The sequence below is a fragment of the Ensifer sp. LC163 genome, assembly GCF_001695855.1.
GTDB lineage: Bacteria > Pseudomonadota > Alphaproteobacteria > Rhizobiales > Rhizobiaceae > Ensifer.
Map to the genome: position 1 here is coordinate 51124 of NZ_MBSS01000002.1, position 16701 is coordinate 67824.

Sequence of the window (16701 nt, forward strand, 5' to 3'; positions counted from 1 at the left end):
GTGTTCCCCACGAAATACACTACGCCTCAGTCGATCTGCCGCTGCTATTGGGACTGTTCGATGCCCACCGATGTCAGGAGCTTGTTGTCCAGCGCAGCCGTCAGCGCCGAGCGAACGTCGAGCAGGTCGCCCGGATCCAGCAATGTGGTGTCCAAGACTTTGATGGCCGTGCCGTTCCCACCGCCGTGGGTTATCCAGTACTCCAGCGGCTCCAGGTCCATCGCTTTCCTATCGGCGAAACGGGAGAGGGAAGCACCGTTGATCTGCAGCAGTTGCAGCGTCGTACTGCGCTTGAGCTTCAGATCCTCGATCGCGGCTTCCGTCATCTGCAGATCGCGGCCGGCTTCGGTTCGGCGCTGACCCTGCAAGGTCACTGCGTCGCGCTCCGTCTCGCTGAGTTTCTGTTTGGCGCGCATGGCGGCCACCTGAAGGTCGAGCTTGTCGCTTTGCAGCTCGGCGACGATCCGCTCAAGCGAAGTCTGGCGCGACTTCGTCACTGTCTGGTCGTTCACCAACTTGGATATGCCTTTGAGCTCATCCTGCGCGATCTCGATCTGACGCTGCTGGACGGCAGTCTTTTCATCAAGCACGTCGATTTCGTTTTTCAGCAGGGTGCCAAGCTCGGCAAGGGAATCGAGCTGACGGCGAATGGCCTCGACCCGGGCGTCGAAGAGCGTACTCTCGTCGCGCACGATCTGCTGGATGGCGGCGCCATCGGCGACCTTGAGCGCTTGGGGAAACTCGATCTTGGTACTGTCCGTGAACTCTGCCCTCAGCCGGGCCCGACGGGCGGCGAGCTGCATCATCTCGAGTTCCATCCGGTTCAATTCGCCGGTGTAGCGGATCTGCTCCATGTCGGAGTAGCCGCCGGCAGGGTTTGTACGGCGTTCGCGTCCGCCCGCCATTGCCACCGCCTGCATCACGGTCATGCCCGGCCGGAATTCCAGCTCGCTCGGCCGGTCGACCAGACCGGTGACGTAGATCATGGGGTAGCGGACAACTTCGACGGATGTCTCCGGCGCCTTGCTGAGGCCGGTGCGCTCCTTCAGGAGGTCGGCGATCGTGGCTGCCAGTTCCGCGGGTGTTCTATCCCCGGCCTTGACTTCACCAACCAGCGGAACCGAGATCGTACCGGCAGGGGAGACGACATACTCGCCGTTGAGCGCGGTCCATTCCTTGTACTCGCCCGTCGAGGCGACCCATTCGACGATTGCCACCTTGATCCTCGTCTGCGGCTGCAGACGGAACACCGGCTCGGCCTGAGCCTGATGGAGGGGAGCAAGAGTGCTCAGGCTGATTGCCAGGCACAGGGTCGAGACACGGCCAAGGGACGACAGGCGATGTAAGATACGGTGATCGGCATGGGGCATGGGGCCTCGCAGATGTTCCTGGGCGCAACGGTGCCGGACAGATCAGCTTGGCGTGGCGCGTCGGACTGATTGTCGGCCCAAAACGTTCGAGGTAAATTCCCTGCGGTCTAATCGCGGCTAATCCCTTTAGGGGAGCAGCTCTAAACCGGCGGCACCATCGGATAGGATAGCCTCTGCCGATGTCTAAACCCCGCACGGCCACTGCTGGTCGCTAAACCTTTCGAGTAGGGCGATCGTTCCTTCGGATGCACCGTCGGACCGATCTTGGCGCTGTGCACGCGAGCCCCGTCTGCCCCATGCTGCGACAGGATCGTTGCAATGGGGGAGCGCCATGCGCGTCGCAATCGTTCATTATTGGCTGGTATCGATGCGGGGCGGGGAGAAGGTGATCGAGTCGCTTTGCGATCTTTATCCCGAGGCCGACATCTTCACGCTGGTCTATGATCAGGGGCGCGTGTCCGACACGATCAAGAAACACAAGGTGACCTCATCGTTCCTGCAACGCATTCCCGGCGCCATCGGACACTATCAGTCATTGCTGCCCCTGATGCCCTTCGCGCTGGAGAGCCTCGATCTCAGCGGCTACGACCTGATCATTTCAAGCGAATCCGGGCCGGCGAAGGGGATCATCCCGCCGCCGCATGCGGCCCATATCTGCTATTGCCATTCGCCCATGCGTTACCTCTGGGATCACTACCATGCCTATCGGTCGAGTGCGGGCCTGTTGTCGCGGGTGATGATGCCGGTGCTGGCACCGATGTTGCGGACCTGGGACGTCAACACCAGCATGCGGGTGGACCGCTTTGTCGCCAATTCCCACCACGTGGCGGCGCGCATCAGCAAATACTACCGCCGTCCGGCCACGGTGATTTACCCGCCTGTCAGCACCGAGGACTTCGCGCCCTCGATACAGATCGAGGACTTTTATCTCTGCGCAGGCCAGATCGTCCCCTACAAGCGGATCGACCTGGCCGTCGAGGCTTTCACGAAGATGGGCAGGAACCTCGTCGTGATCGGCGACGGCAAGGAGCAGGATATAGCCAGGTTGAAGCGCATGGCCGGTCCCACCGTGACCTTCCTGGGGCGAGCGCCCTTTGCGGTGCTGAAGGAAAAGCTAGCACGCTGCCGCGCCCTGGTTTTTCCCGGAGAGGAGGATTTCGGCATCGTGCCGGTCGAGGCCATGGCGAGCGGCCGCCCGGTCATTGCCTTTGGCGCCGGGGGTGCGCTTGAGACTGTCGTGCCCAATCTGACGGGGCTGCTTTTCGAACAGCAGAGCGTCGATGCGCTGATCAAGGCGATCTACGCCTTCGAGGCCCGGGAAGATGCCTTCCGGCCTGATGTCATCAGGGCGCACACGGGACAGTTCAGCGTCCGGAAGTTCAAGGCCGGCATGCAGGCGGTCATCGATGACGAGCTTCGCCAGCGCCGGGCGTTGCCGTTCGGTGACGGAAAGCTGGCGATCGGCGGATACCAGATGCGCGAGGCCGAAGGCGCGACGCCGTTGCATTGAGCGCGCGGCGCCACGGACTGGTCGCGAGCCTGCGAAAGCGGCGGGTTGTGGTCTTAGAAAAGGATTTGCCGGTGCGCTGCTTTGGCTTGCTGCCGGCCGGAAGAGGTAGGCATGCGTTTCCTTGTTCGTCGGCTGGGGGCTTTCAATCGGGATGAGTTGCCCGCGTGGCGCGGCGCTCAGCCGACGTCGTTGAAGGTTCTCCTGTTCGTGCCGCGTCTCGTCGAATTCCTGGTGATGTATGCTGTCGGTTTATGCGCGCTCGCGGCAATCCTGTTGCTGATGGCGATTGGGTGGTTGACGGGACTCGACCGCAAGGCAAGCTGACGCGCAGGCGGACGAAGCGGAGAGGCTTTGCGGCCGTGCCTTCTCCGGGCCTTTCCCCCATATGAGGCCTTCGCGCCACACTGGTCCTATGCTCTGGCGATCCTATGTCTACGTTGGCGCAGCTGCGGTTCGGCAGGTGTCCGCCGGCGATTGGTATTCTCCATGATTAGGTGTTCTCTGGGAGCAACAGTCCGCCGCAAAGTTGCATGCGGGGGGCGTCGCGTCCGACGCGGTGCCTTCGAAATGTCCGATCCGCGTTCAACGGTGGCGTCTCTGTTGCTCGATTCGTTTCCCAGAAGACCGAGTGCTGTTGATCAATAACGACCCGAAAAGGAGCGAACCTATGAAAAAGAGTCTTGCGCTGACACTTGCCGCCGCCTCCCTGGCGTTTGCCGGTGCGTGGGCTGTCAATGCTGCCGACCTGCCGACCTACAAGGAAACCTACCGGGAGCCGGACGCGCGCAATGGCGTGAAGATCGGTTACCTCGATTGCAACATTGCCGGCGGTGCCGGCTATGTCCTGGGTTCGGCCAAGGAAGTCGAGTGCGTCTTCCGTTCGACTGTCGGTGCCGAGGCTTCCGACCACTATGCCGGCGCGATCCGCAAGCTCGGCGTGGACGTCGGCTTCACCACCCGCAGCCGGTTGATCTGGGCAGTGTTCGCGCCGACTGCCGGCTACCACAAGGGGTCGCTCAGCGGCATCTACCAGGGTGCGACGGCCGAAGCCACGCTCGGTGCTGGCGTCGGGGCCAACATTCTTGTCGGCGGTACGGCCGGCGCCATCCATCTGCAGACGGTCAGCGTGACGGGCCAGCTCGGTCTCAATGTCGCCGCCACCGGCACATCGATGACGCTCACCTCGGTGAACTGATTTTCTATCGGCGCGCGGCTCAGCTGCGCGTCGATGCTTCTCCTGTCTTCTTTGACGTCTTAACTTTCCGGATCGCCGCGCTGCCGCAGTCGAAGCTGAGGGCTGGGCGATCCTGCCGCGCGACCACGCTTGAGCGTCATTCCCGCAAGGCTGAATTCAGCCCATCTCCTGCACGTTCCGTCCAGCGCCTGTCTGCCAGCGCGTGTAGCGGGCCCTGCCTTCAACCGAATTTCAGGGGCCGAACTCCGGGCGGGTTTTCTCTCAACCCGCCACGAAATAGAAATGCATTTCTTATAATGCATATTGTCTATGTGTTTTATAGATTAACGGCGGCCGACAGTGGCGCTAAGACAATCTGGAACACGTGGCATGTCCTATCTTCTCAGCCTTCTCGACAAGAGCCCGATCGATCCCGGGAGTACCGCGACTGAAGCGCTGCAGGCGACCGCCAGGCTGGCGGCGAAAGCGGAGGAGTGGGGCTATCACCGCTTCTGGTTGGCCGAGCATCACAACATGACCGGCCTGGCAGGCTCGGCGCCGGAAACGCTGATTGCCTATCTCCTGGCGCGCACGTCCAAGATCCGCGTCGGCTCCGGCGGCGTCATGTTGCAGCATTACAGCGCCTACAAGGTCGCCGAAACGTTCAACCTCCTGGCGTCGCTTGCGCCGGGACGGGTCGATCTCGGCGTCGGCAAGGCGCCAGGTGGCTTTCCGCTCGCGACACGGGCGCTGCAGATCGCAGCCGATCCCGAGCGCAAGCCGGGTTTCGCCGAGCAACTGAGCGATCTCAACCACTATCTCGCACCCGGCAAGACCGAAGCGAGCGCGCTTCTGGCAACGCCATTGCCGGCGCATGCGCCGGAGCGGTTCCTGCTCGGCGCCAGCGTCGAGAGCGCCGAACTCGCTGCAGCGAAAGGCTGGCAACTTGTCTTTGCCGCACATCTCAACGGCGACCCGGAAAACCTTGAGCGAACCGTCGCAGCCTACGAGCGTGCAACGGGCGGCGGACGGCCGATCCTGGCGGTCGCGGCGCTGGCGGCGGAAACGGAAGAACATGCCCGCGCGCGTGTCGCCGGCCTTCGCATCTTCAAGGTTTTCCTCGGCAACGGCCAGAGCGTCAATGTCGGCAGCGAGGAGCAGGCCGCCGAATTCGCGCGCCAGGCCGGCATCAGCGACTACCGGGTCGAGGAAAAGAGCCCGAGCGTGCTGCACGGGACGCCGCGTCAGGTCCGCCAGCAACTCGATGCGCTTCATCGGCGCTATGGCGTCAAGGAATTCGTGATCGACACGCCGGCCCTTCCTGCGGCCGAACGCTTCGCGTCGATCGAACTCATCGCAAGAGAGCGGCTCTCGCTCGTCGCCTGAACATCCCGAAAAGGATCTCGCCCATGACCAGAACGCCCACGGCCAGAAAGAACGTCACCTTCGGTATCATGCTGCAGGGCCCCGGCGGCCACATGAATGCCTGGAAGCATCCGAGTGGGCCCGCAGACGCCAGCGTCAATTTCGACTTCTTCGTCGACACAGCGCGCAAGGCCGAGGCGGCCGGCATCGCCTTCGCCTTCGTTGCCGACGGCCTCTACATCAACGAACAGTCGATCCCGCATTTTCTCAATCGCTTCGAGCCGCTGACCATTCTCTCCGCGCTTGCCGCGTCCACCTCGAAGATCGGGCTCGTCGGCACCGTTTCGACCTCCTACAGCGACCCTTTCACCATCGCCCGCCAGTTTGCCTCGCTCGACTTGATCAGCGGCGGGCGCGCCGGCTGGAATGCGGTGACGTCGCCGCTGGAGGGCTCCGGCCGCAACTATGGGCGCGAGCATCCGGAACATGAGCTGCGCTACGAGATCGCCGACGAATATCTGGATGCGGCCAAGGGCCTCTGGGATTCCTGGGACGACGACGCCTTTGTCCGCGACCGCGAGACGGGCGTCTATGCCGACAAGGCCAAGCTGCGCCGGTTGAACCACAAGGGCCGCTTCTTCCGCATCGAAGGGCCGCTCAACATCAGCCGGTCGCGCCAGGGGCAGCCGGTGGTTTTCCAGGCGGGGGCTTCCGATTCAGGCATCCGTCTCGCCGGCAAACATGCCGATGCCGTCTTCACCAATGGCGGCCCGATCGAAGATGCTCAGGGCTTCTACAAGCTGATCAAGCAGAGCGCGATCGCGCAGGGGCGAAGGGCGACCGATGTCGGTCTCTTCCCGGGTATCGCCCCGATCGTCGGCTCGACCGTCGAGGAGGCGGAAGCCAAGTACCAGGCGATCCGGGCGCTGGTCACTGTCGAGGAAGCGCTGCTTTACCTCGGCCGGTTCTTCGATCACCACGATTTCAGCGCCTATCCGCTGGATGAAGCTTTCCCCGATATCGGCGATATCGGCAAGAACAGCTTTCGCGCGACGACAGACCGCATCAAGAAGACGGCACGCGAGACGGGCCAGACCTTGCGCGAGATCGCGCTTGATGTCGCCACGCCGCGAACCGCCTTCATCGGCACTGCGGAGCACATCGCCGACGAGATCATCCGATGGGTCGATACCGATGCCGCAGACGGCTTCATCCTCGGCTTCCCGGTCATTGCCGAAGGCCTGCAGGACTTTGCCGCCCACGTGCTGCCGATCCTCGAACAGCGCGGCTATTTCCACCCGGATCTGAAGGGCGAGACGCTGCGCGACCATCTCGGGCTGCCTTACCGCCAGTCTCGCTACGCAGTGCCGACGGAAGAAATCGAGCAGGGAAGGGCCGTCGGCGCTTGAGGCGCCGACGGGGCCGCCCATGAACATGATCGTCAAGGATACTCAGGCGGCGGATCCGGTCGAGCGAGGCATCGGCGCCTATCTCGATGAGATCATCGCCCTGCGCCGTGACTTCCACCGACATCCGGAGCTTGCGTTTCACGAACACCGGACCAGCGAAATCGTCGCCAGTCGGCTCTCTTCGTGGGGCTATGAGGTGACGACCGGAATTGCCGGGACGGGCGTCGTCGCCACCTTGAGCCGGGGCAAAGGCGCACGCAGCATCGGCATTCGCGCCGACATGGATGCCTTGCCGATCGAGGAGGCAACCGGGCTTGCCCATGCCAGCCTCAATCGCGGCGTCATGCATGCCTGCGGGCACGATGGCCATACGGCAATCCTGCTTGCCGCCGCCCGTTACCTCGCTGAGGCGGGCCGCTTCGAGGGAACCGTGCGGTTGATCTTCCAGCCTGCCGAGGAGATCGGTGCCGGCGCGCGCAAGATGCTTTCGGAAGGGCTGTTTAAGCGCTTTCCCGTCGATGCCGTGTTCGGCCTGCACAATTGGCCGGGCGTGCCGGCCGGGCAATTCGGCTTCGTCACTGGAGCGGCCATGGCTTCGGTCGATCAGTGCAATATCAGGATTGTCGGCAAGGGTGGCCATGGGGCGGAACCGCAACTGACCGTCGATCCGGTGCTGGCAACCGCGTCGCTGATCACGGCCCTGCAAAGCGTGGTCTCGCGCAACGTCGATCCACAGGAAATGGCAGTGGTCACTGTCGGCTCGATCCATGGCGGTTCGGCTTCCAACGTCATTCCCGAAAGCGTGGCGCTGAAGCTGACCATGCGGGCCTTCAACGAGACCACGCGCGGGCTTTTGGGTGAGCGCGTTCCGGCGCTGGCGCGCGCGCAGGCGGACAGCTTCGGCGCGGTTGCGGAGGTGGATTACCGCCGTGGGTTCCCGGCGCTGATCAATCACCGCGCCGAGACGGAGCTTGCCCGCAGCGTTGCGCTTGAAGCCTTCGGCCCCGGCCAGGTCGTAAGCGACTTCAAGCCGCGCACGGCAAGCGAGGACTTCGCCTTCATGCTGGAGGAGAAGGCCGGCAGCTATCTCTTCGTCGGCAATGGCGACAGCGCGCCGCTCCACAGCGCCAACTACGACTTCAACGACGCAATCATCGCGCCTGCCGCCCGCTATTGGGTGCGGTTGGCCGAAACCTTCCTCGCATGATGACGACAACGGGATTGGCGAAACCATGAGCGATACGTTCTTCTACACCAGCCCTCTCGATCCGCGCGCCAAGCCGCTGATCGACGAACTGATCGTCGAATATGACAGCCGTTACGGCACCTACTTCAGCGACGAGGGCGCTGCGGCGGAACTCAACCGCTATCCGCCGGAGGCTTTCGCGCCGCCGCATGGCAATTTCGTGCTGCTGATCCGCAACGGCGAAACGATCGGTGGCGGCGCCTTCAAGCACTACGACGACCGCACTGCGGAGTTCAAACGCATCTGGACTCGCTCCGACCTTCGTCGCCAGGGGCTGGCGCGCAAGGTTCTGCTCGAACTTGAAGCGCAAGCCGCACGCCAAGGCTATTCCCGCATCTATCTCACGACCGGTTTCCGGCAGCCGGAGGCTGTCGGCCTTTATCTCGTCAACGGCTACACCGCATTGTTCGATGTCGACGCCGATCCGGAGGTCTACAAGACGCTGCCGTTCGAGAAGGACATCACCCATCTCGTCGCGTCGCTCGCCCTTCTCGGCGAACCGCGCCCATCGCATCCGCAGGCAGCCAATCACGTGTAGCGCCGGCATTCGACCGGCACACAAACCACTTCCAGAGAGGATGCATCATGGCCATTCTGACCGATTATGCCGGCGTTGCCGATGCGGGGCGAAAGAGCGAACCCAATCCGGGTTATGCGCATTACCGCGTCGTGCCGGCCCGCCATCCCGGCCGCGCGCTCGGCACGCTGTTTGCAGCACTCGTCATTGCCGGCGTGCTTTATTCGGTGCTGACCAATCCACGCTGGGGTTGGCCGGTCTTTGCCGAGTGGTTCTTTGCCGAGCCGGTGCTCGCAGGCCTCGGGCGGACATTGCTGCTGACGGCGCTCGCCACGGTTTCCGGTTCGCTGTTGGGAACGGCGCTGGCGCTCGCCCGGGTTTCGAAGTCGCCGCTGCTCGGCGGCCTGTCCTTCGGCTACATCTGGCTGCTGCGGTCCATTCCGCTGATCGTGCTGCTGCTTGTGCTGAACAATCTCGGTTATCTCTACGAGACGATCTCGGTCGGCATTCCCTTTACCGGCACCACGTTCTTCAACTACCCGACCACCCAGCTGCTGACGCCGTTTGCCGCAGCGTTTCTCGGGCTCACGCTCAATCAGTCGGCCTTCTTTGCCGAGATCGTGCGTGGCGGCATTCTCTCCGTCGATCACGGGCAACATGAGGCCGCTGCCGCACTTGGCCTTCCCCGTCACCGCCAGGCGTTCCGGATCGTGCTGCCGCAGGCGATGCGCTCGATCCTGCCGACGGGCTTCAACGAAATCATCGGTCTCGCAAAGAGCACGTCCATGGTCTACGTGCTGGCGCTGCCCGAACTCTTCTACACCGTTCAGGTCATCTATCGCCGCAATCTCGAAGTCATTCCGCTCTTGATGGTTGCGACCGTCTGGTATCTGGTGATCATGACCGGGTTGTCGATCGCCCAGCACTATATCGAGCGCCATTTTTCCAAGGGTGCCGTTCGTAATCCGGTTCCGCTGCCGTTCCAGGCGTTTTTCTCGCGGTTTCGACGTCCGCTGGCCGAGGTTGCGAGCAGTGGCGTTGCCGCCCGCAAGGCCGGCTTTCAGGACGCCGCTGCGTTCCGCGCCGGCGGCGCCGTTCGCATCCACGGAATCTCCAAAAGTTTTGGCCCGCTGAAAGTGCTTGATGGCGTCGAGCTGAGCCTTCCCGCCGGCAGCGTTACGGCGATCCTCGGGCCGTCCGGTTCCGGTAAATCGACATTGCTGCGCGCCATCAACCATCTGGAGCGGGTCGACGACGGCTTCATCTCGATCGACGGCGATCTCGTCGGCTACAGCCAGAAGGGCAACACGCTCTATGAACTGAAGGAGAAGGATGTTTTGAAGCGCCGCGCCGATATCGGCATGGTGTTCCAGAATTTCAATCTCTTCCCGCATCTGACGGTGCTGGAAAACCTTGTCGAAGCGCCGATACAGGTGCGCGGCCTGAAGCGCGACGACGCGGTCCGGCTGGCGCAGGAGCTGCTGGCGCGGGTCGGCCTCAGCGACAAGATCAACGCCTATCCCCGACAACTCTCCGGCGGCCAGCAGCAGCGCGTGGCGATCGCCCGGGCTCTCGCCCTCAGGCCGAAGGTCCTGCTCTTCGACGAACCGACCTCGGCCCTCGATCCGGAACTGGTCGGCGAAGTGCTTGATGTCATCAAGGAACTGGCGCGCACCGGCACGACGCTCTTGATCGTCACTCACGAGATCGGTTTTGCCCGCGAGGTTGCCGACACCGTGGTCTTTATGGAGGCCGGGCGGATTCTCGAGGCCGGGCCGCCCTCCCGCATCTTCTCCGCCGCGGAACATCCGCGCACCCGCGAATTCCTCGCCAAGGTTCTCTGAAAATTCCGGCCACGCACGGGCACGCTGAATCGAACCGACACAATCTGCAACCCAAAGATGAAATGGAGTCAAAACACATGGCATTCTTCGACAGAGCAAAGCTGCTTTTGGCAGGGGCGGTCGCCGTCGCGACGCTCGGCACAGCCTCGGTTCGGGCTGAGGAGAAGTTCGACCTCAGCCCGGATACGTCCAACCGTGTGCGCACTGAGCGAAACGAAGCGGCGATCAAGGCGATCGCGCCTGACTTCAAGTTCGTGAACCCCGGCAAGTTCACCGTTGCCGTCAACCCCTGGGATCCGCCGATCGCGACCTATGCATCGGACTCGAAGACCGTCGTCGGCGCCGATCCTGACCTCGCCTCGTTGGTGGCCGATTCCCTCGGCCTCGAGCTGGATCTCGTGGCGGTCGCCTGGGCCGACTGGCCGCTCGGCGTCGCGTCGGGCAAGTATGACGCGGTGATCAGCAACGTGACCGTAACCGAAGAGCGCAAGGAAAAGTTCGATTTCTCCACCTACCGCCGCGACGTGCTCGGCTTCTTCGTCAAGTCCGACAGCCCGATCACCTCGATCAAGGAGCCGAAGGACGTGGCGGGCCTCAAGGTGATCACCGGCGCCGGCACCAACCAGGAAAAGATCATCCTGGAATGGGACAGGCAGAATGTCGCCGCCGGGCTGAAGCCGATCGAGGTGCAGTATTACGACGATCGCGCGGCTGGCGACCTGGCGCTGCAATCCGGTCGTGCCGACGTCGAATTCAATCCCAATGCGACACGCGCCTATGCCGCTTCGATCCGCAACGATACCAAGGTCGTCGGCATCGCCAGCGGCGGCTGGCCGCTCACCGCCGAGATCGCGGTGACGACCCGCAAGGGCGGCGGGCTTGCCGACGCGATTACCCTTGCCGTCAACGACCTCATCAAGAACGGCAAATACGGCGAAGTGCTGAAGCGCTGGAGCCTGACCGACGAGGCTGTGGATGCGTCGCAGACCAACCCTCCGGGCCTGCCGAAGAGCGGCTCCTGACCGTAACCCTTTGCGGGCCGGCATGTGCACGTGCCGCCGGCCCGCTCGTCCAACACCTCTTCCGGAGACGACAGATATGCTCGGTTTAGCCGCACTACGCCCCTCGTTCATCGCAGCATTTGCGACGGCACTCGTCCATCTCGGCCCTGCGCTGGCAGCCGATGGCTTCGACTTCAGTCCGGAGCAACCTGGACGCATCCGTGCCGAGCGAAACGAAGCGGCGATTGCGGTGATACCGCCAAGCTTCAAATTCGTGACCCCGGGTAAATTCACCGTCGCCGTCAGCCCCGGCGGGCCGCCGCTTGCGACCTACGCGACGGACGCAAGAACGGTGATCGGTGCGGATCCGGACTACGCCCAGGCGGTCGCCGACAGTCTCGGACTGACGCTGGAACTCGTGCCGATCGCCTGGATCGATTGGCCGCTCGGCCTGACGTCGGGCAAATACGATGCGGTGATTTCCAACGTCGGCGTGACGGAACAGCGCAAGGAGAAGTTCGACTTTTCGAGCTACCGCCAGGGATTGCACGGCTTCTTCGTGAGGGCTGACAGCGCGGTCACCTCGATCAAGGAGCCGAAGGAAGGCGTGCAACGATGACGAACCACAAGATCTCGATCGATCACATCGGCTTTCTGACGCCGGGAAACTATGCGAGCGACGATCCGTTGGCGGGTCTTGAGCAGACGCTGCGCCTGCTCGAATATGGCGAGACGATCGGTTTCGCCAGCGCCTGGGTGAGACAGCGCCATCTGGAACCCGGCATCTCGTCGGCGGCCGCCTTTCTGGCGGCGGCGACCCAGAGGACGGACCGCATTCAGCTCGGCACGGCGGTTATCCCGATCGGCTACGAAAACCCCTACCGTCTGGCAGAGGACCTTTCGACTGTTGACGTCCTGTCGCGTGGCCGCCTGAACGTTGGCTTGAGTGCGGGGCGCCCGCCGCATGTGGATCTCATCGGACCACTCGCCTTCGATGGGGACTGGTCCGCCTACGATTTCTCGCATCAGCGGGTTCTGCGTTTTGCCGGTAATCTGCGCGGGGAGTTTCTCGGCGATGAGTACACCGTCATCAAGACGCCGTTCGGCCCACAGCGTCCGCGGCTACAGCCCCATGCCAAGGGGCTTGCCGACAGGCTCTGGTACGGCGGGGGCTCCTTGCGCTCGGCCCGGTGGGCTGGCGAGAACGGTTTCAACCTGCTGATCGGCAACGTCACGACCGGCGAGCAGACGGACGACTTCTTTGAGGCACAGGCACGCCAACTCGAAACCTATCGGCAGGCTGGCGGGACAAGCAGGCGCGTTGCGCTTGGCCGCGTGATCGTCCCATTCGATGGCGCGGACGCCAGCACCCGCCGCCGGTATCTTGACTATGCCGCCGGCCGGCATGAGCGCACGCTGACGCCGCAGGGCGAGCGGCGCACGCTGTTTGCCCGCGACCTCGTCGGCACGTCCGAGCAGATCCTTGAACGACTGCTGGCCGATCCAATCCTGCCGCATGTGCGCGAGCTCCGGCTCGAATTGCCCTACGAATTCGAGCAGGACGAGTATCGCCAGATCCTCGACGATGTCGTGGCGCGCATCGCGCCGGAGTTCGGATGGTCACGGACAAACGACGAGATCGGCAAGGCAGCCTCCACAAATCCGGCGGCCGCGTGAGCCGTTCGGGCAACCTCAGATCTCAACGCGATAAGGCAATTCCTGCAGTGACAAAAAGAATCGACTATTTCTTCTCGATCGGCTCACCCTGGTCGTTCATCGGACTTGAAGCCTTTGTCGCGCTTGCGCGCCAGCACGACGCCGAGATCAAACCCTATCTGGCGACGGTGGTCGAAGAGAACGGCGGCATCTTTTCGCGCAACCGTCCGGACGTGCGGCGGGCATACGGGACGCGCGACCTGAAGCGCTGGAGCCGTGCCCGGGGCAAGAACCTTCTTCTCGACGGCCGCCCGCCGCTCGCCGATCCGTCGCCTGCGTCGCGGATGGTGATTGCCGCCTATCTCGACGGCAAGGATTGGCTCGCCTTGACGCTTGCTTTGCAGGAAGCCTTTTGGGTTGGGGCCGAGGATATCGGCAAGTCAGAGGTGCGCCAGGACGTGGCGACCCGTGCGGGCCTTGATGGTGGCGCACTGCTGGCGCGGGAAAATGCGACCGACGTCGCCGAGAAATGGGTCGCCGATCGGGAGCATGCGGTCAAGAGCGGCGTCTTCGGCTTCCCAACTTTCGGTTATGACGGCGAGATCTATTGGGGTCAGGACAACCTGCCGTTTCTGGAGCGGCATCTCGACGGAGAAACGCTTTAGGGGTGGCTGCGCCGGAGCGGCTCTGGGTGGATCTCTGGCTACCGGGGGGCGCTCGCACCGGATCACTTTTCCAAGATCGATACGATCTTTGGGGCGAGGTTTCTTCAATCCACTATTTAACTCGATAACTTCATGGTGCTTGATCTCGAGCAAACGAATGAAACCTTTCCCGTGGTTCATGCATTTCTAAATAACGTCGTTTCTTGACGAGGTGTGCCATGAGTGTCCTGCGACAATATGAACGTCTGAGTGCGATCCGGGATGTTTTACAAGGCAAGCTCGAGCTCTACGAAGCCCGGGATTGTTTCGGAATAGACGATTTCGAAGACGGAACGACCAACGAGCTTCGCGACCGCATAGCCGAACTTTCGGATGAGATCACCAACCTCAAACAGCGCCGCGAGCGCTACGAAAACTGGTGATATCGACGGCGACCCAAAGCCGGATCAACCACGACATAGGAAAACCATGACCATCGAAATCAATTCGCGTATCGCCGGCCACCCGATCAACCCGCTGTTCCTCGAGCGTTGGTCACCACGCGCCTATGCTGGAGCGGATATTTCCGAAGCCGAATTGTTCGGAATTCTGGAGGCGGCGCGCTGGGCGCCTTCGGCCTATAACGCCCAACCCTGGCATTTCATCTATGCCCGCAGGGGCAGCGAGCATTGGGACAAGCTGTTCGGCATCCTCAACACGTTCAACCAAAGCTGGGCGAAGGACGCTTCGGCGCTGATCTTCGTGTTGTCGAAAACATCGCTGCTGCCACCGGGCGCCAGCGAGGAAGTCCCGTCCTACACGCACTCGTTCGATACCGGCGCCGCCTGGGGTGCGCTGGCGCTGCAGGCTGCCTATTCAGGCTGGCAGGCGCACGGCATGGCCGGCCTCGACTACGACAGGGCGCGGACCGACCTTGGCGTCCCGTCCGATTATCGCGTTGAAGCCGCCGTCGCGATTGGCAGGATCGGCGACAAGGCGCAACTGCCCGAGGGGCTGCGGGAGCGCGAAGTGCCGAGCCCACGGAAATCCCTTTCGGAGATCTCGTCCGAAGGCCACTTCGAGCGGTCTTAACACGCCGACACCAGTGACCACGCCGAGGGCTAACCTTGTCCTCGGCGAATGCATTCGGCAGGTCGCGATTGCAGTAAGTTTAAAGTGTTACAGCGTCCTTTGCGCGTCAGATTTGACGCGCGGCGCTGTAATCTCAAAGCGGCTCCTCGACAGCGGCATCATGGCTGGGGGCATCGCGCAGGTTCACGCCGGAAAACAGCTCAGAACCATAGGCCCGTTGCGCGACAATCGACGGAAAGGTGACGTCGAGCAGGTCGAAGGTCGGCATCAGGTTCATCATCGGCAGGATGCGCTCGAACACCGCGCCGCCGAGCGGAGCGGCATTCCAGCCGGAGGTGCGAAAGCCATAGGTTTCCGGCAATCCCTTGGGTTCGTCCAGAATGGTCAGGAGCAGATAGCGCGGATTGTCGGCCGGCACGACGCCCATGAAGGACGTGAGATTGAGATCCTTGGCATAGCGCCCACCGACCACCTTTTCGGCTGTGCCGGTCTTGCCGCCAATGAAATAGCCTTTGACCTCGGCCCGTCGTGCCGATCCGGTCCTGGCATTGAGGCGGAGCAGAAAGCGCATGGCTTCACCGGTTTCCGGCTTGACGAGATCTGTGGCAAGCACCCGGTCCTCGATCGCTGAACCCTTGATGAAAGTCGGCCTGATCAGGCGCCCGCCGTTGACGAGCGCGGCAACGGCAATGCTCGCCTGCAACGGCGTCACTGCAATGCCGTGGCCGTAGGATGCGGTTGCCGTGTCGATCTCGTGCCAGGAGCGCGGCAGTTGCGGATGGGCGCTTTCCGGCAGTTCGGTCGTCAGCCGCGACATCTGGCCGAAACGGGAGAGAAAGGCGCGGAAATTTTCTGGACCGAGCGCGATTGCCATCTTCGCCATCGAGATGTTGGAGGAATAGATGAAGGCTTCCGGCAGGCTGAGCGGCCGGTATTTGCCGCGATAGTCGCGGATGCGAAACCGGCCGAAGGCCAGCGGCTTGCTGGCATCGATGACGGAGCGGACGGTGAACTGTCCGGAATCGAGCGCCATCGCCGTCGTCAGCGCTTTGAAGGTGGAACCCATCTCGAAGGTGGCGGCGGCAATGCGGTTGATGCGATCGGGCTTGAGGGCATCGGCGGGGGTGTTGGGGTCGAAATCCGGAGCGGAGGCAAGGGCGAGCACTTCGCCGTTGGTGATATCGAGCACGAGCCCAGCGCCGGCCTTTGCCCCGAATTTTTCGATCGCCTTGGCAAGCTCGATCTGCAGCGCGTGCTGGATCCGGATATCGAGCGTCAGCGTGACAGGCTGCAGGTTCTGGTGCGAGAGATCCATTCCCGTCTGGCGCAGCACGTCCAGACCCTGGGTCTCGATCCATTTTTCAATTCCGGCAATACCGATATTGTCGATATCGACGGTGCCGAGCACGTGGGCGGCGAGCGAACCGTTGGGGTAGACACGTCGCTTCTCCCCCTGGAAGCCGACCGCGGGAATGCCGGCATCCCAGAGCGCCTGTTCTTCAGCCGGTGTGACCTGGCGCCTGATCCAGGCGAAGGGCGCCTTGCTCTTCAGGCGCTGGTGCAACTCGCGGGCATCGAGATCGGGAAAGATGACCGTCAGCTTTTCGACGGCCTCATCGACGTCGACGATGAAGCGCGGCTCGGCATAGACGCCGGAGCTCGGCACGTCGATCGCGAGCAGATTGCCGTTCCGGTCAAGGATCGAAGGGCGGCCGACCGTCGGGCGCTTCGGCACATAGCCGGTGGTCTCGATTTCGGCGGTGCCCAGCTGGATCAATCGCGCGAGCATCGTCAGGAATACGACGATAAACACGGCGATCAGAAAGAGGATGCGCTTGCGGCGATCCGCGCGCGATGAAACGCGTTGAACCAT

General features: G+C 62.7%; 15 protein-coding genes and 1 pseudogene. 14 read left to right on the forward strand and 2 right to left on the reverse strand.

Annotated elements, in window-relative coordinates; genetic code table 11:
* Nucleotides 1-44: 44 nt before the first annotated feature.
* On the reverse strand, nt 45-1370 hold the full coding sequence (locus BC360_RS03700) for a polysaccharide biosynthesis/export family protein (RefSeq protein WP_083222429.1): 1326 nt from the start codon (nt 1368-1370) through the stop codon (nt 45-47).
* Nucleotides 1371-1701: 331 nt separating this feature from the next.
* Between BC360_RS03700 and BC360_RS03705 the strand changes: the two genes are divergently transcribed.
* The 14 genes and pseudogenes from BC360_RS03705 (at nt 1702) to BC360_RS03770 (ending at nt 14828) form a co-directional block, all read left to right on the forward strand.
* Nucleotides 1702-2880, forward strand: a complete 1179-nt coding sequence (locus BC360_RS03705; RefSeq protein WP_083222430.1) for a glycosyltransferase — start codon at nt 1702-1704, stop codon at nt 2878-2880.
* Between the two features lie 111 nt (nt 2881-2991).
* Nucleotides 2992-3204: a hypothetical protein gene (locus tag BC360_RS03710; RefSeq protein WP_065787396.1), complete on the forward strand. Its 213-nt coding sequence runs from the start codon at nt 2992-2994 to the stop codon at nt 3202-3204.
* A gap of 343 nt (nt 3205-3547) precedes the next feature.
* Nucleotides 3548-4075, forward strand: a complete 528-nt coding sequence (locus BC360_RS03715) for a DUF992 domain-containing protein (protein ID WP_065787397.1) — start codon at nt 3548-3550, stop codon at nt 4073-4075.
* 369 nt (nt 4076-4444) lie between these two features.
* Nucleotides 4445-5440, forward strand: coding sequence for an LLM class flavin-dependent oxidoreductase (locus BC360_RS03720; protein WP_065794323.1), 996 nt, complete (start codon nt 4445-4447; stop codon nt 5438-5440).
* Nucleotides 5441-5463: 23 nt separating this feature from the next.
* The gene (locus tag BC360_RS03725; protein ID WP_065794324.1) at nt 5464-6828 is read left to right on the forward strand and encodes an LLM class flavin-dependent oxidoreductase; all 1365 of its coding nucleotides are present in this window, start codon (nt 5464-5466) and stop codon (nt 6826-6828) included.
* Nucleotides 6829-6847: 19 nt separating this feature from the next.
* A complete protein-coding gene (locus BC360_RS03730; protein WP_065794325.1) occupies nt 6848-8035 on the forward strand; it encodes a M20 aminoacylase family protein in 1188 nt (395 codons plus the stop codon).
* Nucleotides 8036-8060: 25 nt separating this feature from the next.
* Nucleotides 8061-8612, forward strand: a complete 552-nt coding sequence (locus BC360_RS03735; RefSeq protein ID WP_065794326.1) for a GNAT family N-acetyltransferase — start codon at nt 8061-8063, stop codon at nt 8610-8612.
* A gap of 47 nt (nt 8613-8659) precedes the next feature.
* Nucleotides 8660-10435 (forward strand): amino acid ABC transporter permease/ATP-binding protein, encoded by a 1776-nt coding sequence (locus BC360_RS32945; RefSeq protein ID WP_083222431.1) that lies wholly within the window; start codon nt 8660-8662, stop codon nt 10433-10435.
* A gap of 77 nt (nt 10436-10512) precedes the next feature.
* Nucleotides 10513-11457: an ABC transporter substrate-binding protein gene (locus BC360_RS03745; RefSeq protein WP_065794327.1), complete on the forward strand. Its 945-nt coding sequence runs from the start codon at nt 10513-10515 to the stop codon at nt 11455-11457.
* 76 nt (nt 11458-11533) lie between these two features.
* Nucleotides 11534-12040 (forward strand): annotated as a pseudogene (locus BC360_RS03750) (transporter substrate-binding domain-containing protein); the annotation flags it as partial.
* A gap of 11 nt (nt 12041-12051) precedes the next feature.
* Nucleotides 12052-13113 (forward strand): LLM class flavin-dependent oxidoreductase, encoded by a 1062-nt coding sequence (locus tag BC360_RS03755; RefSeq protein WP_065794328.1) that lies wholly within the window; start codon nt 12052-12054, stop codon nt 13111-13113.
* Nucleotides 13114-13160: 47 nt separating this feature from the next.
* Complete coding sequence (locus tag BC360_RS03760; RefSeq protein WP_065794329.1) at nt 13161-13757, forward strand: 2-hydroxychromene-2-carboxylate isomerase; 597 nt, start codon at nt 13161-13163, stop codon at nt 13755-13757.
* Between the two features lie 218 nt (nt 13758-13975).
* Nucleotides 13976-14179 carry a hypothetical protein gene (locus tag BC360_RS03765; RefSeq protein ID WP_065787406.1) on the forward strand — a complete coding sequence of 68 codons (204 nt, stop codon included), beginning with the start codon at nt 13976-13978 and terminating at the stop codon, nt 14177-14179.
* A gap of 46 nt (nt 14180-14225) precedes the next feature.
* Nucleotides 14226-14828 (forward strand): nitroreductase family protein, encoded by a 603-nt coding sequence (locus tag BC360_RS03770; RefSeq protein ID WP_065794330.1) that lies wholly within the window; start codon nt 14226-14228, stop codon nt 14826-14828.
* A gap of 133 nt (nt 14829-14961) precedes the next feature.
* Here the strand turns inward: BC360_RS03770 and BC360_RS03775 are convergent, their stop codons facing one another.
* Nucleotides 14962-16701, reverse strand: coding sequence for a peptidoglycan D,D-transpeptidase FtsI family protein (locus BC360_RS03775; protein WP_083222432.1), 1740 nt, complete (start codon nt 16699-16701; stop codon nt 14962-14964).

Excerpts from the sequence above, each read along its gene's own strand:
- BC360_RS03700 (WP_083222429.1), bottom strand. The coding sequence starts at position 1,370 with ATGCCCCATGCCGATCACCGTATCTTACATCGCCTGTCGTCCCTTGGC.
- BC360_RS03705 (WP_083222430.1), top strand. The coding sequence starts at position 1,702 with ATGCGCGTCGCAATCGTTCATTATTGGCTGGTATCGATGCGGGGCGGG.
- BC360_RS03710 (WP_065787396.1), top strand. The coding sequence starts at position 2,992 with ATGCGTTTCCTTGTTCGTCGGCTGGGGGCTTTCAATCGGGATGAGTTG.
- BC360_RS03715 (WP_065787397.1), top strand. The coding sequence starts at position 3,548 with ATGAAAAAGAGTCTTGCGCTGACACTTGCCGCCGCCTCCCTGGCGTTT.
- BC360_RS03720 (WP_065794323.1), top strand. The coding sequence starts at position 4,445 with ATGTCCTATCTTCTCAGCCTTCTCGACAAGAGCCCGATCGATCCCGGG.
- BC360_RS03725 (WP_065794324.1), top strand. The coding sequence starts at position 5,464 with ATGACCAGAACGCCCACGGCCAGAAAGAACGTCACCTTCGGTATCATG.
- BC360_RS03730 (WP_065794325.1), top strand. The coding sequence starts at position 6,848 with ATGAACATGATCGTCAAGGATACTCAGGCGGCGGATCCGGTCGAGCGA.
- BC360_RS03735 (WP_065794326.1), top strand. The coding sequence starts at position 8,061 with ATGAGCGATACGTTCTTCTACACCAGCCCTCTCGATCCGCGCGCCAAG.
- BC360_RS32945 (WP_083222431.1), top strand. The coding sequence starts at position 8,660 with ATGGCCATTCTGACCGATTATGCCGGCGTTGCCGATGCGGGGCGAAAG.
- BC360_RS03745 (WP_065794327.1), top strand. The coding sequence starts at position 10,513 with ATGGCATTCTTCGACAGAGCAAAGCTGCTTTTGGCAGGGGCGGTCGCC.
- BC360_RS03755 (WP_065794328.1), top strand. The coding sequence starts at position 12,052 with ATGACGAACCACAAGATCTCGATCGATCACATCGGCTTTCTGACGCCG.
- BC360_RS03765 (WP_065787406.1), top strand. The coding sequence starts at position 13,976 with ATGAGTGTCCTGCGACAATATGAACGTCTGAGTGCGATCCGGGATGTT.
- BC360_RS03770 (WP_065794330.1), top strand. The coding sequence starts at position 14,226 with ATGACCATCGAAATCAATTCGCGTATCGCCGGCCACCCGATCAACCCG.
- BC360_RS03775 (WP_083222432.1), bottom strand. The coding sequence starts at position 16,701 with ATGGTTCAACGCGTTTCATCGCGCGCGGATCGCCGCAAGCGCATCCTC.